This window comes from Pseudomonas putida (assembly GCF_025905425.1).
GTDB classification, from domain to species: domain Bacteria; phylum Pseudomonadota; class Gammaproteobacteria; order Pseudomonadales; family Pseudomonadaceae; genus Aquipseudomonas; species Aquipseudomonas putida_AF.
This window is the reverse complement of the sequence record NZ_CP109603.1, coordinates 2,732,410-2,758,919: the sequence shown is the minus strand read 5'-3', so window position 1 is coordinate 2,758,919 and position 26,510 is coordinate 2,732,410. Positions and strand designations below refer to the sequence as shown.

Genomic DNA, 26,510 nt, shown 5'->3' with positions numbered 1-26,510 from the left:
GCGGTTGCCCATGCATCAGCGCAAGGGCAACCGCCAGACGGGGCGATCAGAAGCGGTAGTTGAGGCTGGCTTCCAGGGTGCGCGGTGCGCCTGGGGTGATCAGGTCCACCGAGCCGTGTGCCGAGGCATAGTAGTCGCGGTCGAAGACGTTCTTCAGGCGCAAGGCCGCATCCCACTGCGGCACGCTGTAGAGCAGCGCAGCGTCGAAGGTGGTGTAGCCCGGCATCACCACCACGTTGTCGAGCGCGGTGTAGCGGTCGTCGACATAGTTGGCGCCGGCAGCCACGCGCCATTGCGGGGTGAGGGTGCGGACCAGCCAGACGTTGGCGCTGTTACGCGGCGTGAGCGTTGGGGTCTGGCCTTCGTTGGCCACGCCATTGGTCTTGCTGTTGGACTTGGTGATCTCGGCGTCCAGGTAGGCGTAGCCCGCGTAGATCTGCCATTTGTCCGTGAGCTGCCCGCTGAGGGTGGCTTCGAAGCCATCGGTTCGCTGCTCGCCGGCCAGCACGGTCAGGTTCGGGTTGGCCGGGTCGGCGGTTTTCATGTTGGTGCGTTCGAGGCGGAACACCGCTGCGGTGACCGACAGGCGGTTGTCGAGCAGGTCCCACTTGGCGCCCAACTCGTAGTTGGTGGTTTCTTCGGGCTCCAGGTGCTGGTTGCTCGGGCTGACCGCGAACACTTCGCCCGAGGGCTGGTAGCTGCGGCTGACCGAGACGTAGTAGGACTGCATGGCGTCCGGCTGGAACACCAGGCCGGCGCGCGGGCTCCAGGTCTTGTCGGTGCGGTCGAGGTCGACGTTTTGCACGCGGTCGTCGTCATATTCCTGGCCGAAGATGTCGTAGCGCACACCCACAAGCGCCTTCCACTGGGCATTCAGCTCGATCAGGTCTTGCACGTACAGGCCTGTGGTCTGCTGGGCGTTGGTGCCCTTTGACGAGAGATTGGCGGCGTGGTCCGGCACCGGTACCAGCGCGTCGCGGTACACCGGCACCTGCGCCACGTTGTTCTGGCTCAGCACCCGTTGGTACTTGTCCTGGAAGCCGACTTCGACGCCATACAGCAGGTTGTGCTGCATGCCGGCCAGTTGCGCCTGCTGCTTGAGTTCGGTCTGGTTGAACAGGCCGTACTCGTCGCGCGCCACGTTGCCGCGGTTGAGCTTGACCAGCAACTCGCCGTTGGGCGCGGTGACGAAACGTGTCGGGCTGCTGTCGGCCAGGGTGTTGTTGCGGTCCAGGTCGTAGCGGTAGTAACGGCTGGTATTAGTCAGGGTGAAGTCGTCGTTGATGCGGTAGTCGAGGCTCGCGGTCAGCGAGAATACTTCGCTGCGGGCGTAGTCCTGGTCGGCATCGCCGGAGCCAAAGCGCTTGTCGCGGTCCACATTCACGGGCCGGTTGCCCAGGGCGGGGATGCCGAAGTCGATCAGGCGCTTGTCGTACAGGTAGGTGGCGCCCAGGTTCAGCTCCAGGTCATCGGACAGCCTGAAGTAGGCCGACGGTGCAATGGCCTTGCGGTCGATGTAGCCATCGTCGCGGAAGGTGTCGCTGTCTTCGAAGGCCCCGGTCACACGGTAGGCCTGGTTGCCCTGCGGGTCTGCCCAGCCGGTGTCGAACTGGGTGCGGCGCTTGCCTTCGCTGTCGAAGTTCACGCCCACCTCGCGCTTGGGTGCGAAACCGGGCTTCTTGCTGATGCTGTTGATCAGGCCACCCGACGATCCGCGGCCATAGAGCACGGCAGCGGGGCCTTTGATGACCTCGACGCGCTCGATGTTGGACAGGTCGCGAAAGTACAGGGCGTCGTCACGCACGCCGTCGATGTACATGTCGCCAATGGCACTGAAGCCGCGGATGGTCACTTGGTCGCGCTGGCCGTCGCCGTTGGAAAGGCCGATGCCAGGGACGTTTTTCAGCACGTCTTCCATGGACTGGGCGCCCTGGTCCTTGATCACGCTCTCCGGCACGACGTTGACTGTCTGCGGAATATCGCGAAGGGGCGCATCGATTTTCAGTGCGCTACGGCTGTCACTGGCCTTGTAGCTTTGCTGCTCGTAAGCGCTGGTAACGGCAGTGGCGGGCAGGGCGAGGGTGTTTTGGGTTTCAGCATGAACAGCAGGGACCACCAGAAGGCCCAGCATGGATAGCGATGCCGGGGCAACAGACTTTTTTGCCATTACAGGTGACTCTTTGTTGTTTTGGGTGCGCGAATAGTAATGATTTGTAAATGTAAAGCAAGTGTAAAGAAATCTCATTTGCTAATGCAAGCCACAAGGCGGACGAAATGTGACGCAGGCATGGGCGGGGGAGCAGGACACCTGACAATGGCTATGCTTGTGGGCGCGTGAACATTTCACGCGCCCACCCGGAAACGATCACAGGGAAGCAGGCCTATGAAACCCATTAGTTCTCTCGCTCGCGCTGTCGCACTCGCCTCGCTGGTCTTCGCTGGCAGCTTCACGGCCCAGGCCGCTGATGTGCCGATTGGCAGTGAAGCGCTGGAAAGCCATGTCACCACCCAGGTGCTGGCCATCGATCTGGCCAGCCGCCAGGTCACGGTGCAGGGCGCCAACGACAAGCCTGTGACCTTCCAGTTGACGGAAAAGGCCAAGGCCCTGCCCAACCTCAAGGTCGGCGACACGGTCGACATCTACGTGACCCGCGCCGTGGCCTATGTGCTCAATACCGATGTGGGCGGTGCGCCCAAGGTGAGTGATGAGTCCGGCACCATCCGTGCCACCAAAGACAACCCCAACCCGGGCGGCGAAGCGTTCCGCCAGGTCAGGGTCACGTCGCAGATCAAGAAGATCGACCTGAAGCAGCATGAAGTGAGCCTGCTGCCACCGGAGGGCAAGCTGCAGGTGGTCAAGGTCGAGAACCCCGACCTGCAGGCGCGGATGAAAAACCTCAAGGTTGGCCAGACGGTCGATGCCATCTATACCGAAGTGCTGAGGGTCGAGACGTCACGCTGACGGCGGCCGCTCACCCCTGATTCAGCGGGCCAGGCTGCGTGTGGCCCGTTGCTGGATGCGGCGTGAGGCCTTGCACGCCGGTGGGTAGCGCTCGAACAGGTCGAGCACCCAGTCCGGGCGGGTTTTGCTGGCGTCATTGAGCCAGTTGGCGACCGAGTCCTGGGCGTACTTTTCGGCTTCGGCCAGGTGGGGCACCAGCAACGCTTCGGCGGCCTCCGGCGCCTGCTTGAGGGCCGCTATGTGTTCGCACCAGACGCCGCGTGGGCGCAGGACTTCGATGCAAAATCGGCGAACCAGCGGATCGTCGCTGCTGGCATGCACACCCAGCAGCTCAAGGGCCGAAGGGAGGTCCACGCTCAGCCGTGGGCGCAAGGCGATCCATGCCCACTCGCGGACACCAAAGTGGGTGTCCTTGGCGAAGCGCAATTGGGCCAACAGGGCAGACTGCAGGTCAAGGCCACGCGTGAGGTGAGCCTGTGCGAAGGCCGCCCAGCTACGCACCGTATCTGAAGGGTGGGTATAGCAGCATTCGAAGGCCTGCTGTCGCGTTTGCAGGGGGGCCTGATCCAGCCATTGGCCAAGCGCCAGGCCGATGCCGGCGACTTTTTTCGAAAGCCCCAGGGCTTGTGTTTCTGCGGCTGTTTGCATCAGGCATGCGCCCAGTGCGGTCGGCAGTTGTTGGGCGACGGCCGTTGCGAGGGTGAGTGAGTTGACCGCCAGGCATTCAGCAAGGTTGCGGGTCGGCAACAGGCCGTGGTCCAGCTGGGTCTTGCGTTCTTCGCTCATCGAATGTGTTCCATCACAAAGGGGAAAGGCGTGCTGCGTCCGACAGCCTGTGGACGCGCAAGGCGAGCATCCTAGCTCAACGGATGGGGTCTGGGGTTGCCCAGTGTCAGCGGCCAGTGTCCAGCCATGCATCGCGCGAATAGTCCGCGTGCATATTTTCGATTTCCATCGTGTAGGCAAATGTATCGATCATGGCCAACGTCACTATTCAGTTGAGGCCGGCCATGTTCAGCAAAGCCCTGTTTTTCGTTGTTCTCCCCGTTGCCATGGCCCTGCTCGCCGGTGCGCTGCTGCCTTTTCAGGCCGCAGGCAACGCCGCTGTCGGCCGGGCCATGGGGCATTGGTTGTGGGGGGCATTCACTTCGCTGGCAGTGAGCTCGGTGGTGGTGATTGCCGCGCTGTTGATCCTCAGGGTACCCGCGCCAGACATGGGCAAGGCGCTTCAGGGGCCTTGGTGGCTGTGGGCTGGCGGCGTACTGGGCGCCTTGTATGTTGCTGGCGCGGCGGCGCTTACGCCGAAACTGGGCGCTGCGGGTTTTCTTGCATTGGTGGTGGCAGGGCAGATCGTGACGGCGGTAGCCGCTGATCATTTCGGATTGATGGGGTTGGCAGGCAAGCCGATCAGCCTGGCCAAGCTGGCTGGGGTGGTGCTGATTCTGTGCGGGGTGTTTTTGGTGCAGGGCAACTGGGCGACGAGCGCTGCGGCCAAGCCGACTGTGCTCAATCAGTCAGAAGGCTGACCAAGTGGCTGGCTGCATGCCCACACGGCTTCGCGCAGCCAGCGGTGCCCAGGGTCGCTGTCCTTGCGGCTATGCCAGGCTTGTTGATAGGCAAAGGAGGGAATGGCCAGTGGCGGTTCAAACTGTCGCAACGCCTTGTGCTGCTGCAATGAGCCTACCGCGCGGCTGGCCACGGTGAGAATCAGGTCGGTGCCGGCAAGCACCTCGACCGCCGCGCTCCAGTGCGGCAATGCCAGGGCAATTCGCCGGTGCAGGCCGTGGGCAGCCAGTACGCGTTCGATTTCATCGTGGGCATCCGGGCGCATGGCCATCAATACATGGGGGCGAGCCAGCCAGTCGGCCAATGCCAGGCCCCCGGAGGTGGGCAGTACCTGGCGGTCGGCGACGCTGATGAAGCTTTCCTGGAACAGTGCTTGGGCGGTGATGTCCTGCGGCAGTTCGGGGAATATGCCCAGGGCCAGGTCGAGCTCGCCGTCGAGCAGTTGAGCCAACATGGTTTCGCGGCTGGCCTGGCTGATCGCCAGATCCACGCCTGGGGCCACCTGGCGCACGTGGCGGACCAAGGGTGGAAGGATGATGCGCGAGGAATAGTCGGACAACGACAAGCGGAAACGGCGCTGCGCCTTGGCAGGATCGAACAGCGGGGCGGCCAGCAGGGCATTGAGGCTGCCCAAGGCATCTTGCAGCGGCTTGGCCAGTGACTGCGCCCGCGCGGTCAGGGCCATGCGGCCGTTCTGGCGGATCAGCAAGGGGTCGTCGAAGTGCCTGCGCAACTGCGCCAGTGCGTGGCTCACTGCCGGCTGGCTGCGATGCAGGCGAAGGGCGGCGCGAGTGACGTGCTTCTCGCTCAACAGCGCGTGCAGGGCCAGGAGCAGGTTGAGGTCGATCTTGCGCAGTTCATCCATGGGGCGAATAGTCGAGGCTGGCTGGGAGGGCATTGATCAGCCTAACAGATCTCCCGGCCCTGCTGCGGGCGCGATGCGATAGGCAGGCATTGCTGCACGCTTTGCAGAAATCATCTGCAATGCCCCTTATTGTTCAACTTATCCTGCCTAATTAGCCTGTATCGAACCCCTCAACCTTGCAGGAATCGATCATGGCCAGCCGCATCATACTCAACGCCACCGGCACTGCCGACGTCATGCACGTGCAACATACACAACCACAAGCTCCAGGGCCCGGCCAGGTCTGGCTGGAGCAGACCGCCATGGGCGTCAACCCACTGGATGTGCTGCAGCGCAAGGGCGGGGCGCCCCTGGCATTGCCATCTGGCCTGGGGCTTGAAGGCGCCGGGCGGGTGAGCGCGGTGGGTGAAGGGGTGGACAATGTCCGCGTGGGAGATCGGGTGGCGTATGCGATGGGCCCGGTAGGCGGTTATGCCAGCGGGCGGTTGTTCCCTGCCGAGCGCCTGGTCAAACTGCCGGGCTTGCTGGGTGAGGAAGCCGCAGCAGCCGTGTTGTTCAAGGGCATCACCGCGCAGTACCTGCTAAAGAGCACCTACGCCGTGGGGCCGGGCACCCAGGTGTTGCTGTACGGCGCGGGCGGGGCACTGGGGCAGCTCATGGCGTCCTGGGCCAGGCACCTGGGGGCGACGGTGATCGGCGTGGTTTCGCGACCGCAGAGCGTGGAACGGGCGCGGGCGGCGGGCTGCCATCACGTGCTGGTCTTTGACGCCGCCACCTTGGCCCGCCAGGTGCGCGAGCTGGCTCAGGGCGAGGGCGTGGACGTGGTGTACGACTGTGTCGGCAAGGTGTCTCTGGAGGCGTCGTTGGACAGCCTGCGCCCGCGCGGCTTGCTGGTGTCGTTCGGTGGAACCTCCGGCGCGCCGGCGGCCATTGGAGTAGCAACGCTCAATGCCAAGGGCTCGCTGTACCTGACACGGCCGTCGCTGGCAGCACACACGCGTACCGTCGCGGAGTACCAGCAGCGCGCTGGCGACGTGCTGGCGGCGGTCGCCGAGGGTATCATCCAGCCTCGGGTTTGGCGCCGCTACCCGTTGGCCGAAGCGGCCAGGGCTCACACAGACCTGGAGCAGGGGTTGTCGGAAGGGGCGTTGATCCTGACCGCCTGACTTCCCTACTTTCTGCCGAGCCTTGCCATGGATGCCTTCGACAGCCGCCGCGCCGATGAACTTGCCACGTTGCTGGCCTTGCACGAACAGGGGTCGTTCGCGGCTGCCGGACGGCAGTTGGAGCGCCATCCCACGGTGCTGTCCAAGCGCCTGAGTGCATTGGAGGCACGCCTTGGCATCCGTCTGGTGGAGCGCAGCACGCGGCAGCTGCGCTTCACTGATGAGGGCGAGCGCCTGGTGGCGCGTGTTCGCGAGGCCAGCCGGCTGATTGCCGAAGCCGAACAGGAGGCCACTGAAGGTGCGGTAACCGTAAGAGGGCGCCTGCGCCTGGCCTTGCCGGCCGCCATGGGGCGGCGTTGGTTGAGTGGCATGCTGGCGGATTTCGTGCTGGCTTATCCGCAGGTGACGGTAGAGGCCGAGTACGCCGACCGCTTCGTTGACCTGATCGGCGAAGGCTTCGATGCGGCCATCCGCATCGGCGAGCTGGCCGACAACCGCCTGGTGGCCAAAAGGCTGTGCGACCACCTGCGTATTCTTTGTGCATCGCCCGACTACCTCGCCCGGCACGGCACGCCGCTACAGCCCGAGCAGCTGGCCGGGCACAACTGCCTGGGTTTCAGTGGTTTGCGATCGTTTCCCGAATGGCGCCTGACCCGGCAAGCGCAGCAAGTCAGCGTCAAGGTCGGTGGTTCGTTGCGTAGTAATGACAATGAAGCCTTGCTCGAAGCTGCCCGTCGGGGCGTTGGCATCCTTGCGGGGGGCGACTGGCTGATGGGCGACGACCTGGCCAGTGGACGCCTGGTGCGCGTGCTGCCGCAATGGCAGCTCGATGTGGCGGCGGGGATCTACCTGGTACGCCCGACAGCACGGCTGAACACGGCTGCAATGGGGGTTTTCAGGGCGTGGGTGGATGAGCGATTCAGTACGGGAGCGCCCTGGCGGCACCAGGGCGAGCGTATTTAGGATTGGCTTTAATATCTACCTGCAATTTATTGAAAAACAACGATAAAAATTAATTTTAGCTCATTGATTTATTGCTAATGTTTAGTGATAGATATGTCGTTTAACATTTTGATAAATATAGATTTATCGTCTGGCAACGGCATGCTGCACGCATTGCTCATAGTAGGTCTGCTTGATCGCGGCTGGCTTCAATCGCGAACGGCTGTTGTAGGTCTGCTCGGTAATGCCAAAAGCAGTCATGCGCATCCAAGGTTTGGCGAACCTGCGCGTCTGTAGCTTGTTGCGCGTGGCATACAGGGTCACACCGGATAGCTTGGCCTGCTGAGCCTCTGCAGCGATTTGCGCGCCCCAGCCGCAGGTATGGCGATCGTTCTGGCTCAGCGCCTTGGCTTGGGCGCTGAAGGCGGCCGTGGCCAGCAGGCAGCCAGCCATCGTTGCTAGAAGTACTCGCATGTTGCTGTCCTAAGCATCTGAAGGAGAAGGGAGTTTGCCTTCGCTTCAAGCCGCTGGGGGCCAGCAATTTGCCGTCAGACCGTGGCCATGCGCAGCGGCCTTGTGGCGGGAGCGCGCAAGCTGGCCCAGGCCAGGGCCGCCACCCAGATCACCGACACGCCGTAGTTCAGGCGCTGGTACAGGCCGAACAGATGGCCACTTTGAGCGGCCTGCCCCATCAACGCGACCGTCACGATCGCCAGCACCACACACGCCAGGGAGAACAGCGCCAACGTCCGCGAGTCGGCAACCCGGTTGCCCAGCCACGCCCACAAGGCAGTGGCCAGGGTCAACGAAAGAAACATCAGCAGGCCCGAGAGGTTGTGCAACTGCTGGGAAAACGAGGGTTCTACAGGTGCACAGCCCTGGTCGCAGGGGAACCAGCCAGTGCCCAGGCTGCCCAAGCCATGCAGCAGCACCAGCGCGGCGCTGGCCCGTGCCAGGGCAGACCCCTGCCAGCGACGGGCCAAGCCTCAGGCAAACAGGGCGAACAGCGCGGCCAAGGGGAAGTTGTTGACCCATGGCGACCAGCGCCCGGTCGGTGCACCCACGGCGCCGAGTTGGCTCATGGCCTGTTGCAGGTGGTTAAAGCCTGGGTAGGCCTGGCCAGTCAGCCAGACGCCGGCCAACAGCCAGACGGGGATCAGCAGGCCACAGGCCAGCAGAAGACGGTCGAGGGGTTTCATGCTGCCGTTTCCTTCCATGGATAAGTAAGCGCAAAGGCGCACAGTACAGCCTTGCACAGGGCGTAGGCCAGCGCGTGAGCGACGTTTTTTGTGGGGTGAGTGGCGCAGACACAACGTGAAATACCGCATTGGGTGTATGTGATCGTACAACTGCTTGCGCTATCATGGGCGCTGTCTTTCAAGGTGAAATACAGGGCATGACAGAGCAGCAGGTACAGGCAAGGACCCGGCGCAAGCCGCGCAGTCTGGCCCAAGAGTTGGTCACGGTGCTGACCGAGCGCATTCGCAGCGGCCAGCTCAAGCGCGGCGACAAGCTGCCGACCGAATCACAGATCATGGCCGAAGAGGGCGTCAGCCGCACGGTGGTGCGTGAGGCCATCTCGCGGCTGCAGGCTGCAGGCCAGGTCGAGACCCGGCATGGCATCGGCACGTTCGTGCTGGATGCACCGGCCACGGGCGGTTTCCGTATCGACCCGGCGACCGTGGTGACCCTGCGCGAAGTGCTGGCGGTACTGGAGTTGCGTATTGCCCTGGAAATCGAGTCGGCGGGGCTGGCGGCGCAACGGCGCAGTGACGAACAGCTGGTCGGCATGCGTGCAGCGCTGGACGAGCTCAACGAAGGCGCGGCCCATGCGACCGATGCCGTGTCGGCGGATTTCCAGTTCCACCTGCGCATCGCCCAGGCCAGCGGCAACCACTACTTTGCCGACATCATCAACCACCTGGGGACCAGCATCATCCCGCGTACCCGGCTCAATTCGGCGCGCCTGGCCCATGATGACCAGGCGCACTACATGAGCCGGTTGATGCATGAGCACGAGGCCATCTATGAAGCGATTGCCCGTCGTGACAGCGAAGGGGCGAAGATGGCCATGCGCATGCACCTGAGCAACAGCCGCGAGCGGCTGCGCCAGGCGCATGAAGAAGCCGAGGCGCAGGGGGGCTGAGGCCTCTGGCGCCTGGGCTGGCCTCTTCGCGGGTACAGACAAACGAAAAAGCCCCGCCATGTGCGGGGCTTTTTCCATTCTAAAGACGATCAGATCGCCCCTTCACTCCACTGCCCATTCACCAGGCGCCGCAGCCCCAGCGGGTTGCCATCGCGCAGCGCCTCGGGCAGCAACGCCTGCGGGTAATTCTGGTAGCACACCGGGCGCAGGAAGCGGTCGATGGCCAAGGTGCCGACCGACGTGCCGCGCGCATCAGAGGTTGCCGGGTACGGCCCGCCGTGAACCATCGCATCGCACACCTCGACGCCAGTCGGGTAGCCGTTGACCAGAATCCGGCCGACTTTTTCTTCCAGCAGCGGCACCAGCCAGGCGAACGCTTCGAAATCCTCCGGCTCGCCGATCAGGGTTGCGGTCAGTTGGCCGCGCAGGCCGAGCAGTGCGGCGCGCAGTTGTTCGTTGTCCTGAGCTTCGACGGCCACAGTGGTCGGGCCAAATACTTCTTCTTGCAGCAGCGGGGCGGCGTCAACCAGCAGGCGGGCGTCAGCCTTGAACAGCTGGGCGCGGGCCTGGTTGCCTTCCTGTACCTGGCCGGCCAGGTGCTCGATGCCGGCATGGGCGTGCAAGTGTTCCAACCCCGCGACGTAGCTGCGCAGGCCGCCGGCGTTGAGCAGGGTTTGACCGGCCTGTTGGTCGAGGTGCTGGCCGAGGTCGGCGAGCAGCTGGTTGAAGTGTGCTGATTGCAGGCCGATGACCAGGCCAGGGTTGGTGCAGAACTGGCCGGCACCCAGGCACACCGAGCCCGCCAGTTCGCGGGCGATGGCGTCGCCACGCTTGGCCAGGGCGCCTGGCAAGATGATCACCGGGTTGATGCTGGACATCTCGGCGAACACCGGAATTGGCTGCGGGCGCTCGGCGGCCATGCGGCACAGGGCATCGCCACCCTTGAGCGAGCCGGTAAAGCCGACCGCCTGGATCGCCGGGTGCTTGACCAGCCATTCGCCGACACCGCCACCAAAGACCATGTTGAACACGCCCTTGGGCATGCCGGTGCGCTCGGCGGCGCGCTGGATGGCACACCCGACCAGGTCGGCAGTGGCCATGTGGCCGCTGTGCGCCTTGAACACCACGGGGCAACCTGCGGCCAGGGCGGCGGCGGTGTCGCCACCGGCAGTCGAGAAGGCCAGTGGGAAGTTGCTGGCACCGAACACGGCGACCGGGCCTACGCCAATGCGCATCTGGCGCAGGTCGACGCGAGGCAGCGGTTGGCGATCCGGCAGGGCCAGGTCGATGCGTGCACCGAGGTAGTCACCGCGGCGCAGGACGTGCGCGAACAGGCGCATCTGGCCACTGGTACGCCCGCGCTCGCCTTGGATACGCGCCATAGGCAGTGCGGTTTCGCGGCAGACGATGGCGACGAAGGCGTCGTCCAGTTCATCCAGCTCGGCGGCGATGGCATCAAGGAACTCGGCGCGGCGCGCCGGGGCCAGTTGGCGGAACTCGACGAAGGCCGCAGCGGCTGCCTGGGCCGCCTGGTCCACCTCGGTCTCGGTGGCTTGGGCAAAGCTGTAGGGCAGGGCCTCGCCAGTGGTGGCGTCCAGGCTCTGCAAGCGTCGCGAGCCAGCGGCGCTGCGCTGGCCGGCGATGAAGTTGTGGCCGAGGATCTCAGGCATGGGGTGCTCCTTTGATGAAATGAAAGGCTGAAGGACGGCACGGTACGTGTGGGAGCGGGCTTGCCCGCGAACACCGGCAAAGCCGGTGCCATGCATTGCGTTGGCTGCTTCGCGGGCCAGCCCGCTCCCACAGCGTCCACGCCAAACCGCTACATCAGGTGATTGGCGCCGGGTTGAACAGGGTGATGTCGTTGTGCAGCCTGTGCTGTTCGGCCCAGGTCTGTTTGCGGCCGCTGGCCACGTCCAGGTAGTAGTGGAACAGCTCCCAACCCAGTTCCTCGATGCTTGCGCGGCCTGTGGCGATGCGCCCTGCATCGATGTCGATAAGGTCAGGCCAGCGCTGGGCCAGCTCGGTGCGGGTGCACACCTTGACCACCGGCGCCATGGCCAGGCCGTAGGGGGTGCCGCGGCCGGTGGTGAAGACATGCAGGTTCATGCCGGCGGCCAGTTGCAAGGTGCCGCAGACAAAGTCGCTGGCCGGGGTGGCGCAGAAGATCAGGCCTTTACGTGCAACCCGCTCGCCTGGGCCGAGCACGCCCTGAATAGCGCCGCTGCCGGACTTCACGATCGAGCCCAAGGACTTTTCGACGATGTTGGACAGGCCGCCTTTCTTGTTGCCCGGCGTGGTGTTGGCGCTGCGGTCGGCCGCACCTTGTTGCAGGTAGCGGTCGTACCAGTCCATCTCACGCACCAGCGCCTCGGCCACGTCCTGGTTCTCGGCGCGGGAGGTCAGCATGTAGATGGCGTCACGCACCTCGGTCACTTCCGAGAACAGCACGGTTGCGCCGGCGCGCACCAGCAGGTCAGAGGCATAGCCCAGCGCCGGGTTGGCGGTGATGCCAGAGAATGCATCGCTGCCGCCACACTGCATACCCAGGATCAGCTCGCTGGCGGGCACCGTTTCGCGACGGCGCTGGTCGAGCTTCTTCAAGCGGGTCTCAGCCAGGGCCATGATCTGCTCGATCATTTCGCCGAAGCCCAGGCTGGCATCCTGCAGGCGGTACAGCCACGGGTCGCTGAGGTCCACCGACGGGTCGTTGTCATGCATCACCTGGCCGGCCTGCAGTTTTTCGCAGCCCAGGCTGATGACCAGCGCTTCGCCCCCAAGGTTAGGGTTGCGCGCCAGGTTGCGCACGGTGCGGATCGGGATGTACGCATCGCGGGCGTTGATCGCCACGCCGCAGCCGTAACTGTGGGTGATGGCGACCACGTCATCGACGTTGGGGTAATGGGGCAGCAGCTCTTGGCGAATGCGCTTGACCGCATGCTCCAGCACGCCGGTCACGCATTGCACGGTGGTGGTGATGCCAAGGATGTTGCGGGTGCCGACGGTGCCGTCGGCATTGCGGTAGCCCTCGAAGGTAAAGCCGTCGAGCGGCGGCAGGGCGTCGGGGATGGCATCGCAGCGCGGCAGGCTGTCCAGCGCCGGGGCTTCAGGCATGGCCAGCTGGCTTTCCTGGACCCAGCTGCCCTGGCGCAAGTCTTCCAGGGCGTAACCGATGATCTGCCCATAGCGGCGCACGGGCTCGCCTTTGGCGATCAGCACGGTGGCGACCTTGTGGCTCTGCGGCACGCCTTCGACCAGGGTCAGGCCATCGGCGAAGCGGGCGCCTTCGCCCAGGCCGCCGTCGTTGACCACCACCACGACATTGTCGTCGTCGTGCAGGCGGACGTAGCGGGGCGAGTCGGAGTGTTCGATCAACTGCATGTTCGGGGCCCTTCTTGTGATTGCTCAGGCTTTTTACATCTGCCCGCGCTCGGCAGGTGCCGGCGCGGGCGTGTTCACTCAGTGTCGGGCGCTGGCCAAGTCGCCATTGGCGGCGACGTCGGCTTCAGCCTTTGGGGCTTCATGCAGCTCGATGCGCTTGATCGGGCCGACGATCACCAGGTAGCTGAACACCGCGACCAGGGCGTTGGCACCCACATACACCAGGGCCCATTTGAACGAGCCAGTGGCGCTGATGATGTAGCCGATGACGATGGGCGTGGTGATCGACGCGATGTTGCCGAAGGTGTTGAACAGGCCGCCCGAGAGGCCGGCTATCTGCTTGGGCGAGGTGTCGGCGACCACGGCCCAGCCCAGGGCGCCAATGCCCTTGCCGAAGAAGGCCAGGGTCATGAAGCCGACCACCATCCACTCCGCATCGACGTAGTTGCAGAAGACCATGGTGGTCGACAGCAACAGGCCGCAGACAATCGGCAGCTTGCGCGAGAAGGTCAGCGAGTTGCCACGGCGCAGCAGCCAATCCGACAGCACCCCGCCCAGCACGCCGCCGATGAAGCCGCAAATGGCCGGCAGCGAGGCGATGATGCCGGCCTTGAGGATGGTCATCTCACGCTCCTGCACCAGGTACACCGGGAACCAGGTCAGGAAGAAGTAGGTGATGGCGTTGATGCAGTACTGGCCCAGGTAAACGCCCAGCAGCATGCGGCTGGTCAGCAACTGCTTGATGTAGCCCCATTTCGGGCCGTCGCTGCCGCGTTTCTGGTCCATGTCCACCAGGCCGCCGTTTTGCTCGATGTGTTCAAGCTCGCTTTGGCTGATGCGTGGGTGCTGCTTGGGGTTGTGAATGGTCTTCATCCACACGTAGGAGAACAGGATGCCGAGGCCGCCCATCACCACGAATACGTGTTCCCAGCCGAAGCTGAACACAATCCAGCCCATGATCGGGGCGAACAGTGCGGTGGCGAAGTACTGTGCCGAGTTGAAGATGGCCGACGCCGTGCCGCGTTCTGCGGTGGGGAACCAGGCCGCGACGATACGGGCGTTGCCCGGGAACGACGGGGCTTCGGCGAAACCGACCAGAAAGCGCAGGGTGAACAACGTGACCACTGCCCACGCCACCGGAAGGCCACCGACAAACCCTTGCAGCAGGGTGAACAGCGACCAGGTAAAGATGCTGAAGGCGTAGACATTCTTGGAGCCGAAACGGTCGAGCAGCCAGCCACCAGGTATCTGGCCAGCCACGTAAGCCCATCCAAAGGCGGAGAAGATATAACCGAGGGTGACGGCGTCAATGCCGAGGTCTTTCTGCAGGCTGGAGCCTGCGATTGCAATGGTGGCGCGGTCGGCATAGTTGATCGTGGTCACCAGAAACAGCATGAACAGGATCAGGTAGCGCACATGCGTCTTTTTAGTCGCTTGCATGCTGGTAATACTCCCACTAGTTATTTTTGTACGGGCTCACGCGTTGTAGCCGGAGTGGGGGCTTCCCACTCCGGGTGCGGCAGGGGCAGGCCGCAGGGGCTCGCTTATTGCGGACCCATCTTGTCCATCAGGGCTGCGAGCATTTCGTATTCTTCAGCGGTCAGGTCGGTCAGCGGCGTGCGCACCGGGCCGGCGTCGTACCCGGCGAGCTTGGCGCCGGCCTTGACGATGCTGACCGCGTAACCGGCCTTGCGGTTACGGATGTCCAGGTACGGCAGGAAGAAATCGTCGATCAGCTTGCCCACGGTGGCGTGGTCCTCGCGGGCAATCGCGTGGTAGAAGTCCATCGCGGTCTTCGGCACAAAGTTGAACACGGCGGAGGAGTAGACCGGCACGCCCAGGGCCTTGTAGGCCGCAGCATACACCTCAGCGGTCGGCAGACCACCCAGGTAGCTGAAACGATCGCCCAGACGGCGACGGATCGACACCATCAGCTCGATGTCACCCAGGCCGTCCTTGTAGCCGATCAGGTTCGGGCAGCGCTCGGCGAGCTTTTCCAGCAGGTCGGCATTCAACCGGCAGACGTTACGGTTGTAGACCACCACACCAATCTTCACCGATTTGCACACGGCCTCGACGTGGGCGGCGACGCCTTCCTGGCTGGCTTCGGTCAGGTAGTGGGGCAGCAGCAGCAGGCCCTTGGCACCCAGGCGCTCGGCTTCTTGCGCGTATTCGATGGCCTGGCGGGTCGAGCCACCGACACCGGCGAGGATCGGCACCGAGGTGGCGCAGGTATCGACAGCGGTCTTGATCACCTGGCTGTACTCGCTGGCAGCCAGGGAGAAGAACTCACCGGTCCCCCCGGCGGCGAACAGGGCGCTGGCGCCGTAGGGGGCGAGCCATTCCAGACGCTTGATGTAGCCCGCCTGGTTGAAATCACCCTGGGCGTTGAAGTCGGTGACTGGGAAAGACAGCAGGCCGTGGGAGAGGATGGATTTCAGTTCTTGTGGATTCATTGTTATGGGCATCCTGTGGCGCTTGGGTGAGGGTGTGTAGAAGCGATAGAGGTAAGTTATCGTACAACATGTGCGATGACTAGTCCCTCTTTGCATTTTTTTCCCTGGCGGTGGATGGGCGGTGCGCCGGCCTCTTCGCGGGCAAGCCCGCTCCCACAGGATTTGCTGGGCCTTGGAACCCTGTGGGAGCGGGCTTGCCCCGCGAAGAGGCCGGATGAGGCTACGGCCGATCACGCATGAACCCTGACAGCCAGGTTCCTAGCAATCAGTCATCGTATCTCTAGAGGGGAAGGGAAAAAACGATCGCGGAGACAGGCACAAGCCCGCCGCCCGCATCCACGGGAAGAGTTCTGGGACCAGCAGAGGGTGACCGGGGAAGCGGGGGCGGCCTTGCGCCGCCCCGCGATCAAAGCTAACGAAGCTTTGTGTCAGGCAGCTTGATGGTGCTTGACTTGGGCCTTGCGAACCTGGGCGCGGCAAGCGTCGCCGAAGGCCTGGAAGATCTTGATCGAATCAGGGTTTTTCGCGGCTTGCCACTCCGGGTGCCACTGCACCGCGAACAGGAAGGGCGAAATGCTCGGGGCATGGATTGCCTCGACCAGGCCGTCTTCGGCGAGGGCGATTGGCTCGAGGCCTTTACCCAGGTTGCGCAGGCCTTGGCCATGCAGCGAGTTCACACGGATCTCGTCGCAGCCCAGGGTGTCGCGCAGCCAGCTGCCCGGCTTGATCTTCACGCCATGCACCTGAGCGTACTGCACCTCGACCGGGTCTTCGGGGTTTTCCCGGTGGTCGTTGAAGCCGGGCTCGGCGTACACCTTCTGGTAGATGTCGCCACCCAGGGCTACGTTGATTTCCTGCATGCCACGGCAGATGCCGAAGATCGGCAGGCCACGCTTGATGGCCGCCTTGACCAGCGGGATGTCGAACAGGTCGCGTGCCTTGTCCTGGCCTTTGCCTGGGGTTTCGTTTTCCTGGCCATACAGGGCCGGGTCGATGTTGCTGCCGGCACCGGTCAGGTAGACGCCGTCGGCCATGTCCAGATAGGTCTCGAGGTCTTCGGTGCCACAGCAGGTGGGTACCAGGACCGGGACGCAATCGGCGAATTCGACCAGCGGAGTGATGTATTTGTGGGTCATGACCTGATAGTCATGGCCTTTGCGCTCTTGGCTGCCCATGGTCATCAGGACGACGGGTTTGCGCAGGGAGGGTTTCTTGTTGCCAATGTTGCTGTTGGACATATGTCACCTTGGGACAGGTTCGACCTGTCGTTGTTGTGCAGGCGCACGGCCGGGGCCTTGAGTACGACCTGAAGCCCCGAGCACTGCCGGCTCGTCAGAGGCGACGATTCCGGTCGGGACTTGTTGATAGCTTGCCAGAGCCGTTCGATATGTCAAACGACTGGTAGAGGCTTTGGAGCGGGGAATGCGCCGAATTCAGGGGGGTTAAACCGGTGCAGGCCTGTAGCGGCAAGGGTTTGGCAGGGGGTGAGGTCAATTATATTTAACGACGCAGTTGGTTCATTGCAGCGGTGCAATGAAAGGGCCTGGACTGGCCTCTTCGCGGGCAAACCCGCGAAGAAGCAGTACAGGCCAGCAAGTGCTTCAGTGCAGAATCTGCGCCAGGAACCCTTTGGCCCGCTCTGTCTTGGGCTGATTGAAGAACACCTGCGGCGGGCTGTCCTCGATGATCTGCCCGCCCTCAAGAAACAGCACCCGCTCGGCTACCTGCCGGGCAAAGCCCATTTCATGGGTGACACACAGCATCGTCATGCCCGTACCAGCCAGTTGCACCAGCACATCCAGCACCTCGGCAACCATCTCCGGGTCCAGTGCCGAGGTCGGCTCATCGAACAGCATGATGCGCGGCTTCATGCACAGGGCGCGGGCAATGGCCACGCGCTGTTGCTGGCCGCCGGAAAGCTGGCTGGGGTATTTGTGCGCCTGGCATTCGATACCGACCTTGCACAGGTACATCCGCGCCCGCTCTTCGGCGTCCTTGCGCGACAGGCCGCGCACGCTGGTGGGCGCCAGCAGGCAGTTGTCGAGCACGCTCATGTGCGGGAACAGGTTGAAGTGTTGGAACACCATACCGATCTCGCTGCGGATCTGGCTGGCCTGACGCGTGGTGGCGGCCAGGTCGGTGCCATCCACCTTGACGCTGCCTTGTTCGGCCACTTCCAGGCGGTTGATGCAGCGGATCAGGGTCGACTTGCCCGAACCGGAGGGGCCGCACAGCACGATGCGCTCGCCTTCGCGCACCTGCAGGTTGATGTCGCGCAACACATGGTACGCACCATAGTGCTTGTTCAGGCCCTCGATGCGGATCAGCACGGGGCGTGGGTCGGGTTCTGGTGCGAGGCTGGCAAGGCTCAAAGGGGCGGTCATATTGTTGTTCTCCGCAGGGTTCAGTCGAAACGGGTCGCGCTGTAGGGCGCAGGATCGGTAAAGGGGTGCTCGCCGGTCAGCAGCTCTGCCAGCAGCCGGCCACTGACCGGGCCAAGGGTGAGGCCATGGTGGGCGTGCCCGAAGTTGAACCACAGGCCTGGGTGCCGAGGGGCAGGGCCAATCACCGGGCGCATGTCCGGCAGGCACGGGCGACGGCCAAGCCAAGGGGTGTCGTCGAGGCGTTCGCCGAGCGCCGGGAACAAGCGCCGGGCCAAGGCCTCGCAGCGGCGCAGCTGGATTTCGTTGCCTGGCGCGTCGCTGGCAGCAAACTCGATGCCGGTGGTCAGGCGCACGCCTCGGGCCATGGGCGCCAGCACGTAGCCGCCTTGGGTATCGCAGACCGAGTGTTCAAGTTGCGCACCGTCACGGGTGGTGTAGTGCATGTGGTAGCCGCGCTTGATTGCCAGCGGGATCTGGTAGCCAAGGCCTTCGTAGAGGTCCGCCGACTGTGGGCCGAGGCAAGCGACCACTTCGTCTGCGGTGATGGCGCCGCGCTGGCTGTCGACCTGCCATTGCCCTTGGACCTGGCGTAGGCTGCGCGCATCGCCATGCAGGAACTGCCCGCCACGCTGGACGAACAGCGCGGCATAGCCGCGGGTGAGGCCGCCGGGGTTGTTCACGGTCTTCGGGTCGAGCCAATGAATGCCGCCGACCACGGTGCTGTCCAACTGATGCTCGCGGGCCTGCAATTGCCCGCATTCGAGAATCTCGTATTGCAGCCCGTAGCGGCTCAGGCCTTTGACCTCGTCCTTGGCCTGTTTGAACAGGGCCGGGTCGCGGAACACCTCGATCCAGCCCTTGGCCTGTACCAGCCCTTCAAGGCCGGCGGCCTCGATCAGGGCGTCATGTTCCTCGACGCAGCGCTGTACCAGCGGCAGCATGTCGGCGGCGGCACCCGCCAGGCGCCCCGGCGCCGACTGGCGCCAGTAGCGCCACAGCCAGGGTGCGGCCTTGGGCAAGTGCAACAGGCTGTAGCGCACATCTGGCTGGCGGTTCAGGCCGTAACGCAGCAGCGCACCCGCTTGCCGTGGGAAGGCATACGGGATGACGCTGGAGCGCTCGATCAGCCCGGCGTTGCCATGGCTGGTACCGCTGCCGGGTTCATCGCGGTCGATCAGAATCACCTGGCGCCCACGCGCCTGCAGGTGCAGCGCGGTGCTGACGCCGACAATGCCGGCGCCGAGGACGAGAGTCTGGCAATGCATGGAACGTATCCTTCGGTCAGTTCAGGTGGCGGCCCAGGCGGGCTTCCAGGTGTTTCAGGAGGCGCCGCACCAGCTCGACGATCACCAGGTAAAGCACGGCGGCCCACAGGTAGATCTGGAAGTCGAAACTGCGCGAGAACGCCAGTTTGGTCACGCCCATCAGGTCGTAGATGGTCACCAGCGAAGCAATGGCGCTGGCCTTGATCATCAGGATCAGTTCATTGCCCAGTGGGCCGATGGCCACCAGCAATGACTGCGGCAGGATCACCTTGAAGAAGGTGGTCGTACGGCTCAGGTTCAGCGCCCGCGCTGCCTCGTACTGCCCAGGCGCGACCGCCATCAGGCTGCCGCGGAAAATCTCGGCCTGATAGGCGGCGGTGTTCAGGGTGAATGCCAGCAACGTGCAGAACCACGCTTCGCGGAAGAACCACCACAGGCCGACGTCCTGCCAAAAACCTTTCAACGAGCCGAGGCCGTAATAAAGCAGGAACAACTGGGCCAGCAGCGGCGAGCCGCGGAAGAAGTACACATACCCGGCTGAAATGCGCTGCAGCACTTGGCTGCGCGACAAGCGTGCCAGCGCCAGCAACAGGCCGAGCACGGCACCGAGGGTAAAGGAGATTGCCACCAGTTTGGCCGTCACCAGCAGGCCATCGACGAAGCGTGGGCCGTAGCGTTCCAGCAGGTCGGGGTCGAGGACTACCGCCAGCCATTGTTCGAAGTTCATGCCCGGGCTCCTTGCAGGTGACGGCTGCTACGCCGCTCGATGAAGGCAAAGACCCGGCCCGAGACCGCCGAGAACAGCAGGTAGCCCAGGCAGGCAACGCCATAGAAGAACATCGGTTCCTTGGTCACGCTGACTGCCAGATTGGTTTGGCGCATCAGATCGACCAGCGAGATGGTCGACACCAGCGAGGTGTCCTTGAGCAACGACAGCCAGTTGTTGGACAGGCCAGGCAGCGCGATGCGTGTCAGTTGTGGCAGCACCACCTTGAAGAAGCCTGTGCGTTTGCTCAGGCCCAGCGCCGTGCACGCTTCAAGCTGCCCTTTGGGCAGGGTCTTGAACGCCGCCAGCCAGATTTCGCTGGAGAACGCGGCAAACACCAGGCTGAACGCGATCATGGCGGCGAGGAACGTGTTGATCAGGAACTCGCCTTGGTAACCCATGGCGGCCAGCACTTTCTGCGCCGCGATCTGGCAGCCGTAATAGATGATCAGCAAGGTCAGCAGTTCGGGCAGGCCGCGGAACACGGTAGAAAAGGTCGTGGCCCAGGCCCGTGGCAGGCGTTTGCGCGAGCGCGCCGCAAGTGCCACGACCAAGCCCAGCGGCAGGCCGATGGGTAGGCAGGCGAGGGCCAGCGAAACGGTGACCAGGGCGCCGGCCAGCAACGCTTGGCCCCAGCCTCCGCTGGCGAAGGACAGCAAGGACAATTGATCGAGCATGACAAACCCCTAAGGTGGGCAACGGGTTCTCTTTGTAGGAGCGGCCTTGTGTCGCGAAAGGGCTGCGGAGCAGCCCCAGGGTGTATGCCGCGGCACAGATTGCAGGGGGCCGCTTTGTGGCCCTTTCGCGACGCAAGGCCGCTCCTACAGATCAGTTGTAGATATCGAAAGCGAAGTACTTGCTGGCGATCTTCTGGTAGGTACCGTTGGCAACGATCTGTTGCAGCGCGGTATTCAGGCGCTGGCGCAGCGCTTCGTCGTCCTTGCGCACGGCAATGGCCGCGTCGGCCTTGGTGTCGGCGACGTCGCCGAGGATCTTGCAGCAGTCCTGGCCGTTCTTGTTCATCCACTCGTGCAGGGGGAACTTGTCGGCGATCACACCGTCCAGGCGGCCCGCAGCCAGGTCGGCGTTGGCCTCGTCCATGGTCGGGTACAGTTTCACGTCGGCACCCGCTTTGCCGTAAACGTCTTCGGCATAGATGGCCTGGGTCGACGAGGACTGGGCGCCAACGGTGTAGCCGACGAAGTTGTTCTGGGCGTCGCTGATCTTGCTGTCCTTGGCCACGGCCACGGTCAGCGGAGTGCGGTAGTAATGGTCGGTGAAGGCGATTTTCTTGCGGCGCTCTTCGGTGTCGATCATTGATGCGACCACCGCGTCATACTTGCGTGCCATCAGGGCCGGGATGATGCCTTCCCAATCCTGGGCCACCAGCGTGCACTCGACTTTCATCTGTTCGCACAAGGCGTGGGTAATGTCGATGTCGAAGCCGTGCAGCTGGTTATTGGCGTCGACATAGTTGAAGGGCGGGTAGGCGCCCTCGGTGGCGAAGCGCAGGGTTTCGGCACTGGCGGCGCCCGTCAGCAGCAGGGCACACGCACCCACCATAGCCATGGTCTTGTTCATCTCGCACCTCTTGCACTCTTGCTATTGTTGTTTTGCCGACGGCCACGAGGTGTAGCCGACGAATTCGTTATGTAGAGCGGCAGTCGCTTCCAAGCGTTTTTCAACATCCGGCCCGAGCTTCTTGCAGACCTCGTTGACCATCAGGTGCACCCACGACAGCATGGTCGCGGTGGATTCCCAGAACAGATTGAACTCGGTGGGGATGCGGAACACCTCGTCGGCGTTGGCATCGGCCCAGTCACAGAAGGTGTCGGTCACCAGGGTGACCGCAATGCCAGCCTCGCGCGCCTTCTGGCACAGCTGCAGGGCGTGGCGTGAATAGCGGCGGGCCTCGAACACCACCAGGGCGCTGTCTGCGGCGCGGCCCAGCAGCACGTCACCGAAATGCCCGGCGCTGATGTCGACCAGCTGTACGCCATCGCGCAGGTATTGCAGCAGGTGGCTCATGCACATGGCGACGCCGCGTTCGGTCTGAAAGCCGGCGACAAATACCCGCGGTTTGCTCGCCAGGCGTTGCGCCGCGCGGTGCCATGGCTCGCTCTGGCGGTACTCGTGCACACGTACCAGGGCGGCGATTTCCAGCTCCAGGCTGCCGGCGTTGTCGCGGGCATCATGATTCTGGCGGTAGTCTTGCAAGCGGTCACCCACCAGCCATGGGCCATCGCCCAGGTCGCTCTGCAGGTCTTGCTTGAGCGCCTTGAGGTGGGCATAACCTAACGAGCGGCAGAAACGGCCGACACTGGATTCGCTGACGCCGAGCTTGGCGGCAATGCTGGCCGAGGTCTGGAAGGGCAGTTCATGCAGGTTGGCGAGCATGTAGCTGGCGATCGTGCGGCCTGAGGCGGCAGCCCCTTGCAGGCTGTTTTCCAGGCGTTGCTTGATCAGTTGGCTCATGCTGTCTCTCCGGGGGTGAGGCTTGCGATAGAAAATGAATGTTTTCTGTCATCAAGTCAATATTTGACAGATAGCTGTCACATGCAGGAAAGTTTTTGTCGTTGCAACGCTGTAGCCATTCCAATTCCAACAAGGAGCTTCAGATGTCCGCACCTTCCACCGGCACCGTCGTGCGCGTGCCTTTTACCGAGCTGCAGAACCTGTTGCAGGCGATCTTCCAGCGTCATGGCTGCAGTGCAACCGTGGCCCAGGTACTGGCCCACAACTGCGCCAGTGCCCAGCGCGATGGCGCTCACAGCCATGGCGTGTTCCGTATGCCGGGCTATGTCTCGACCCTGGCCAGTGGCTGGGTCGATGGCCAAGCCAGGCCGAAGGTCAGCGATGTGGCGGCTGGCTATGTAGGCGTCGATGCAGCGGGCGGTTTTGCTCAGCCGGCGCTGGCAGCGGCCCGTGAGCTGTTGGTGGCCAAGGCACGCAACGCTGGCATTGCTGTGCTGGCGATTCACAACTCGCACCACTTCGCGGCACTGTGGCCGGATGTAGAGCCGTTCGCCGAAGAGGGCCTGGTGGCCCTGAGCGTGGTCAACAGCATGACCTGCGTGGTGCCGCACGGTGCACGCAAACCCTTGTTCGGCACCAACCCCATTGCCTTTGCAGCGCCCTGCGCCGAACACGACCCGATCGTCTTCGACATGGCTACCAGCGCCATGGCCCATGGTGACGTGCAGATCGCCGCACGGGCCGGCCAACAGCTACCTGAGGGTATGGGCGTGGATGCCGCAGGCCAGCCCACCACCGACCCCAAGGCGATCCTGGAAGGCGGCGCCTTGCTGCCGTTTGGCGGGCACAAGGGCTCGGCGTTGTCGATGATGGTGGAGCTGCTAGCGGCGGCCCTGACGGGTGGGCATTTCTCTTGGGAGTTCGATTGGTCCGGGCATCCTGGGGCCAAGACCCCCTGGACGGGGCAATTGATCATCGTCATCGACCCGAGCAAGGCCGAAGGCGAGCGGTTTGCCCAGCGCAGCCGCGAGCTGGTCGAGCAAATGCAGGCAGTGGGCTTGACGCGGATGCCAGGGGAGCGGCGTTACCGCGAGCGTGAGGTGGCCGAGGAGGAGGGCGTGGCACTGACCGAGCAGGAGTTGCAGGGCCTGAACGCACTGCTGGGCTGAACCCGCCCGTTGCTGCAGATCGGCAGCTGTGCACGCTTGCATAGACAACCTGCACAATAGGTGATGTTCCTCCACCGCGACTCCGGGTATCCTCAGGGCAGCCATTCCGAACTGTCCTGATCCAAGGAGCTGCACGCTGTGTTCAAACATGTCGATGCCTATGCCGGCGACCCGATTCTCTCGCTGATGGAAACCTTCAAGGCCGATCCCCGTGCCGACAAGGTCAACTTGAGTATCGGCCTGTACTACGATGAAGCCGGCGTGGTGCCACAACTGGCGGCGGTGGATGCCGTCGAGAAACGCATCGCAGGCGTTGCTCACGAAGCGTCGCTGTACCTGCCGATGGAAGGCCTGGCCAGCTACCGCCAGGCCATCCAGGCGCTGCTGTTCGGTGCCGATCACCCGGCCGTGACCGGCGGGCGCGTGGCCACCGTGCAGACCGTAGGGGGTTCTGGCGCACTGAAAGTCGGTGCCGACTTCCTCAAGCGTTATTTCCCGCAGTCTGAAGTCTGGGTCAGCAACCCGACCTGGGACAACCACCGTGCCATCTTCGAAGGTGCCGGGTTCAAGGTGAACACCTACCCGTACTTCGACCCGGTCAGCCGTGGCGTCGACTTCGATGGCATGTTGGCAACCCTGCAGACCCTGCCGGCCAACAGCGTCGTGCTGCTGCACCCGTGCTGCCACAACCCGACCGGCGCCGACCTGGACCAGAACCAGTGGCAGCAGGTGGTGGAAGTGGTCAAGTCGCGTCAGCTGATCCCGTTCCTCGACATCGCCTACCAGGGCTTTGGTGAGGGCCTGGTGGAAGATGCCTACGCCATCCGCGAAATGGCCCGTGCCGGCGTACCGTGCCTGGTCAGCAACTCGTTCTCGAAAATCTTCTCGCTGTACGGCGAGCGGGTAGGGGGCCTGTCGGTGGTCTGCGACGATGACGCCACCGCGCAGAGCGTGCTCGGCCAGCTCAAGGCTACCGTACGCCGCAACTACTCCAGCCCACCCAACTTCGGTGCCCAGCTGGTCGCTGGCGTGCTGGGCGATGCGGCGCTCAATGCCCAGTGGGCGGCAGAAGTCGAAGTGATGCGTAAACGTATCCTGGACATGCGTCAGGCGTTGGTCGATGCCTTGGCCGTGCTGATACCTGGTCAGGACTTCCAGTTCTTCCTGCGTCAGCGCGGCATGTTCAGCTACACCGGTTTCAGCGTCGAGCAGGTGCGTCGCCTGCGCGACGAGTTCGGTGTGTACCTGATCGACAGTGGTCGGGTGTGCATGTCCGGCCTGCGTCCGGCCAACCTGCAACAGGTTGCCGAGGCGTTCGCCGCCGTTCAGAAGTGATGTGACAAGGGGGCCGCTTCGCGCCCCATTCGCGGGGCAAGCCCGCTCCCACAGGCGCAGCATAGGGCCTGTGGGGGCGGGCTTGCCCCGCGAATGCGGGTGACGCGGCCCCTTGGTTTCACCAAGTTGTCATGACAAGTGCAACCGTCCCTCGGACGGGGCTTCGCAACCGCCCAATTTCAGTGCACAATCGCGCCCCTCTTTTTGGTTGGGGAGCGCGAAGCGTCTGTTTCGCCATTCCCAGCCCTGTTGCAGTCTTGCGAGTGGAGCTACACCCGGAATGAATGAGCAGGCCCCAAGCGTCGAACGGCGCTATGAAGAATCGACCCCGGCAGCCTTGGGCAGCTGGGCACGTCAAGACACCACCTGGATGCTGGGCCTGTTCGGCACCGCCATCGGCGCAGGTACTTTATTCCTGCCCATCAATGCTGGCCTCGGTGGCTTCTGGCCGCTGATCATCCTGGCCGTGCTGGCCTTCCCGATGACCTACTTCGCCCACCGCGGCCTGACCCGTTTCGTCCTCTCCGGGCGCAAGGGCGGGGACATCACCGAAGTGGTCGAGGAGCATTTCGGCATCACCGCCGGTGCACTGATCACCGTGCTGTACTTCTTCGCCATTTTCCCGATCCTGCTTATCTATAGCGTGGCGCTGACCAACACCGTCACCAGCTTCATGGAGCACCAGCTGCACATGACGCCGCCACCACGGGCGCTCCTGTCGTTCGTGCTGATCCTGGGCCTGCTGGCCATCGTGCGGTGCGGTGAACAGGCCACGGTCAAGGTCATGAGCCTGCTGGTCTACCCGTTCATCGTTGCCCTGGCGCTGCTGGGCCTGTACCTGGTGCCGCACTGGACTGGCGGTATTCTTGACAGCGCCACGCAACTGCCGTCGGGCTCGGCCTTCCTGCACACCGTGTGGCTGGCGATTCCTGTGATGGTGTTCTCGTTCAACCACTCGCCGATCATCTCGGCGTTCGCCGTCGACCAGAAGCGCCGTTACGGCGAGCATGCCGATGAGCGCAGCGGCCAGATCCTCGCCCGCGCCCACCTGCTGATGGTGGCTATGGTGCTGTTCTTCGTCTTCAGCTGCGTGCTGACCCTCAGCAGCGCTCAGCTGGCTGAAGCCAAGGCGCAGAACCTGTCGATCCTGTCGTACCTGGCCAACCACTTCAGCAACCCGACCATCGAGTTTGCTGCGCCGCTGATTGCCTTCATCGCCATCGCCAAGTCGTTCCTGGGCCACTACATTGGTGCCAGCGAAGGCTTGAAAGGCATCATTGCCAAGACTGGCGCGCGTCCGGGTGCCAAGGCTCTGGACCGAGTGGTCGCTGCACTGATGCTGGTGGTCTGCTGGATCGTCGCCACCCTCAACCCGAGCATTCTGGGCATGATCGAATCGCTGGGCGGCCCGATCATCGCCGTGCTGCTGTTCCTGATGCCGATGTATGCCATTCGCCGCGTGCCTTCGATGCGCAAGTACAGCGGGGCGATGTCCAACGTGTTCGTGGTCGCGGTTGGCGTGGTTGCGCTGACGTCGGTGGTTTACGGCTTGCTGAGCTAATCAAAGCCCGGTAACAAGCAATGCCCAGGTCGCGTGTTGCGATCTGGGCATTTTTTTGTCCACAAAAATTGTCT

At 63.6% G+C, this 26,510-nt stretch carries 23 protein-coding genes and 1 pseudogene; 8 read left to right on the top strand and 16 right to left on the bottom strand.

What is annotated here, in order from left to right:
• Window positions 1-46: 46 nt before the first annotated feature.
• Entirely contained in the window at window positions 47-2,167 is a 2,121-nt protein-coding gene (locus tag OGV19_RS12295; RefSeq protein WP_264313622.1) for a TonB-dependent receptor, read from the bottom strand.
• A gap of 216 nt (window positions 2,168-2,383) precedes the next feature.
• Between OGV19_RS12295 and OGV19_RS12290 the strand changes: the two genes are divergently transcribed.
• On the top strand, window positions 2,384-2,962 hold the full coding sequence (locus tag OGV19_RS12290; RefSeq protein ID WP_264313621.1) for a hypothetical protein: 579 nt from the start codon (window positions 2,384-2,386) through the stop codon (window positions 2,960-2,962).
• Between the two features lie 21 nt (window positions 2,963-2,983).
• On the opposite strand, the gene OGV19_RS12285 is transcribed toward OGV19_RS12290, so the two are convergent.
• Window positions 2,984-3,748 carry a hypothetical protein gene (locus tag OGV19_RS12285; RefSeq protein ID WP_264313620.1) on the bottom strand — a complete coding sequence of 255 codons (765 nt, stop codon included), beginning with the start codon at window positions 3,746-3,748 and terminating at the stop codon, window positions 2,984-2,986.
• Between the two features lie 224 nt (window positions 3,749-3,972).
• Between OGV19_RS12285 and OGV19_RS12280 the strand changes: the two genes are divergently transcribed.
• Window positions 3,973-4,488, top strand: coding sequence for a DMT family transporter (locus OGV19_RS12280; RefSeq protein ID WP_264313619.1), 516 nt, complete (start codon window positions 3,973-3,975; stop codon window positions 4,486-4,488).
• Here OGV19_RS12280 and OGV19_RS12275 read toward each other — a convergent pair.
• Window positions 4,473-5,393 (bottom strand): LysR family transcriptional regulator, encoded by a 921-nt coding sequence (locus OGV19_RS12275; protein ID WP_264313934.1) that lies wholly within the window; start codon window positions 5,391-5,393, stop codon window positions 4,473-4,475. The genes OGV19_RS12280 and OGV19_RS12275 overlap by 16 nt on opposite strands.
• A 191-nt stretch (window positions 5,394-5,584) precedes the next feature.
• Here OGV19_RS12275 and OGV19_RS12270 point away from each other — a divergent pair, with 191 nt between their 5' ends.
• Window positions 5,585-6,559, top strand: coding sequence for a quinone oxidoreductase family protein (locus OGV19_RS12270; protein WP_264313618.1), 975 nt, complete (start codon window positions 5,585-5,587; stop codon window positions 6,557-6,559).
• Between the two features lie 27 nt (window positions 6,560-6,586).
• Window positions 6,587-7,522, top strand: coding sequence for a LysR family transcriptional regulator (locus tag OGV19_RS12265; protein WP_264313617.1), 936 nt, complete (start codon window positions 6,587-6,589; stop codon window positions 7,520-7,522).
• 123 nt (window positions 7,523-7,645) lie between these two features.
• On the opposite strand, the gene OGV19_RS12260 is transcribed toward OGV19_RS12265, so the two are convergent.
• Entirely contained in the window at window positions 7,646-7,975 is a 330-nt protein-coding gene (locus OGV19_RS12260) for a hypothetical protein (protein WP_264313616.1), read from the bottom strand.
• 74 nt (window positions 7,976-8,049) lie between these two features.
• Window positions 8,050-8,700: pseudogene (locus OGV19_RS12255) on the bottom strand (DUF998 domain-containing protein).
• Between the two features lie 197 nt (window positions 8,701-8,897).
• On the opposite strand from OGV19_RS12255, the gene OGV19_RS12250 reads away from it, so the two are divergent.
• On the top strand, window positions 8,898-9,647 hold the full coding sequence (locus OGV19_RS12250; RefSeq protein WP_264313615.1) for a FadR/GntR family transcriptional regulator: 750 nt from the start codon (window positions 8,898-8,900) through the stop codon (window positions 9,645-9,647).
• Between the two features lie 89 nt (window positions 9,648-9,736).
• Here OGV19_RS12250 and OGV19_RS12245 read toward each other — a convergent pair whose 3' ends face one another.
• From OGV19_RS12245 to OGV19_RS12195, 11 genes are all read right to left on the bottom strand, one after another.
• Window positions 9,737-11,317, bottom strand: coding sequence for an aldehyde dehydrogenase (NADP(+)) (locus OGV19_RS12245; RefSeq protein WP_264313614.1), 1,581 nt, complete (start codon window positions 11,315-11,317; stop codon window positions 9,737-9,739).
• 154 nt (window positions 11,318-11,471) lie between these two features.
• On the bottom strand, window positions 11,472-13,025 hold the full coding sequence (gene garD, locus OGV19_RS12240; RefSeq protein WP_264313613.1) for a galactarate dehydratase: 1,554 nt from the start codon (window positions 13,023-13,025) through the stop codon (window positions 11,472-11,474).
• Window positions 13,026-13,103: 78 nt separating this feature from the next.
• Complete coding sequence (locus OGV19_RS12235) at window positions 13,104-14,465, bottom strand: MFS transporter (protein ID WP_264313612.1); 1,362 nt, start codon at window positions 14,463-14,465, stop codon at window positions 13,104-13,106.
• Between the two features lie 104 nt (window positions 14,466-14,569).
• On the bottom strand, window positions 14,570-15,481 hold the full coding sequence (kdgD, locus tag OGV19_RS12230; RefSeq protein WP_264313611.1) for a 5-dehydro-4-deoxyglucarate dehydratase: 912 nt from the start codon (window positions 15,479-15,481) through the stop codon (window positions 14,570-14,572).
• Between the two features lie 428 nt (window positions 15,482-15,909).
• Entirely contained in the window at window positions 15,910-16,719 is an 810-nt protein-coding gene (locus OGV19_RS12225) for a gamma-glutamyl-gamma-aminobutyrate hydrolase family protein (protein ID WP_264313610.1), read from the bottom strand.
• A 363-nt stretch (window positions 16,720-17,082) separates the two neighbouring features.
• Window positions 17,083-17,865, bottom strand: coding sequence for an amino acid ABC transporter ATP-binding protein (locus tag OGV19_RS12220; protein WP_319026067.1), 783 nt, complete (start codon window positions 17,863-17,865; stop codon window positions 17,083-17,085).
• Window positions 17,866-17,885: 20 nt separating this feature from the next.
• The gene (locus tag OGV19_RS12215; RefSeq protein WP_264313609.1) at window positions 17,886-19,130 is read right to left on the bottom strand and encodes an NAD(P)/FAD-dependent oxidoreductase; all 1,245 of its coding nucleotides are present in this window, start codon (window positions 19,128-19,130) and stop codon (window positions 17,886-17,888) included.
• A gap of 16 nt (window positions 19,131-19,146) precedes the next feature.
• Window positions 19,147-19,857 (bottom strand): ABC transporter permease, encoded by a 711-nt coding sequence (locus OGV19_RS12210; protein WP_264313608.1) that lies wholly within the window; start codon window positions 19,855-19,857, stop codon window positions 19,147-19,149.
• Complete coding sequence (locus tag OGV19_RS12205) at window positions 19,854-20,573, bottom strand: ABC transporter permease (protein ID WP_264313607.1); 720 nt, start codon at window positions 20,571-20,573, stop codon at window positions 19,854-19,856. Before OGV19_RS12205 ends, OGV19_RS12210 begins: the two co-directional genes overlap by 4 nt.
• Window positions 20,574-20,724: 151 nt before the next feature.
• A complete protein-coding gene (locus OGV19_RS12200) occupies window positions 20,725-21,477 on the bottom strand; it encodes a transporter substrate-binding domain-containing protein (protein WP_264313606.1) in 753 nt (250 codons plus the stop codon).
• Window positions 21,478-21,498: 21 nt separating this feature from the next.
• Window positions 21,499-22,371, bottom strand: a complete 873-nt coding sequence (locus OGV19_RS12195; protein WP_264313605.1) for a MurR/RpiR family transcriptional regulator — start codon at window positions 22,369-22,371, stop codon at window positions 21,499-21,501.
• 143 nt (window positions 22,372-22,514) lie between these two features.
• Between OGV19_RS12195 and OGV19_RS12190 the strand changes: the two genes are divergently transcribed.
• The 3 genes from OGV19_RS12190 (at window position 22,515) to OGV19_RS12180 (ending at window position 26,436) form a co-directional block, all read left to right on the top strand.
• Entirely contained in the window at window positions 22,515-23,540 is a 1,026-nt protein-coding gene (locus OGV19_RS12190; RefSeq protein WP_264313604.1) for an Ldh family oxidoreductase, read from the top strand.
• Window positions 23,541-23,678: 138 nt separating this feature from the next.
• Window positions 23,679-24,875 carry an amino acid aminotransferase gene (locus OGV19_RS12185; RefSeq protein WP_264313603.1) on the top strand — a complete coding sequence of 399 codons (1,197 nt, stop codon included), beginning with the start codon at window positions 23,679-23,681 and terminating at the stop codon, window positions 24,873-24,875.
• A 280-nt stretch (window positions 24,876-25,155) separates the two neighbouring features.
• Window positions 25,156-26,436, top strand: coding sequence for a serine/threonine transporter (locus tag OGV19_RS12180; RefSeq protein ID WP_264313602.1), 1,281 nt, complete (start codon window positions 25,156-25,158; stop codon window positions 26,434-26,436).
• The last annotated feature ends 74 nt before the right edge of the window (window positions 26,437-26,510 follow it).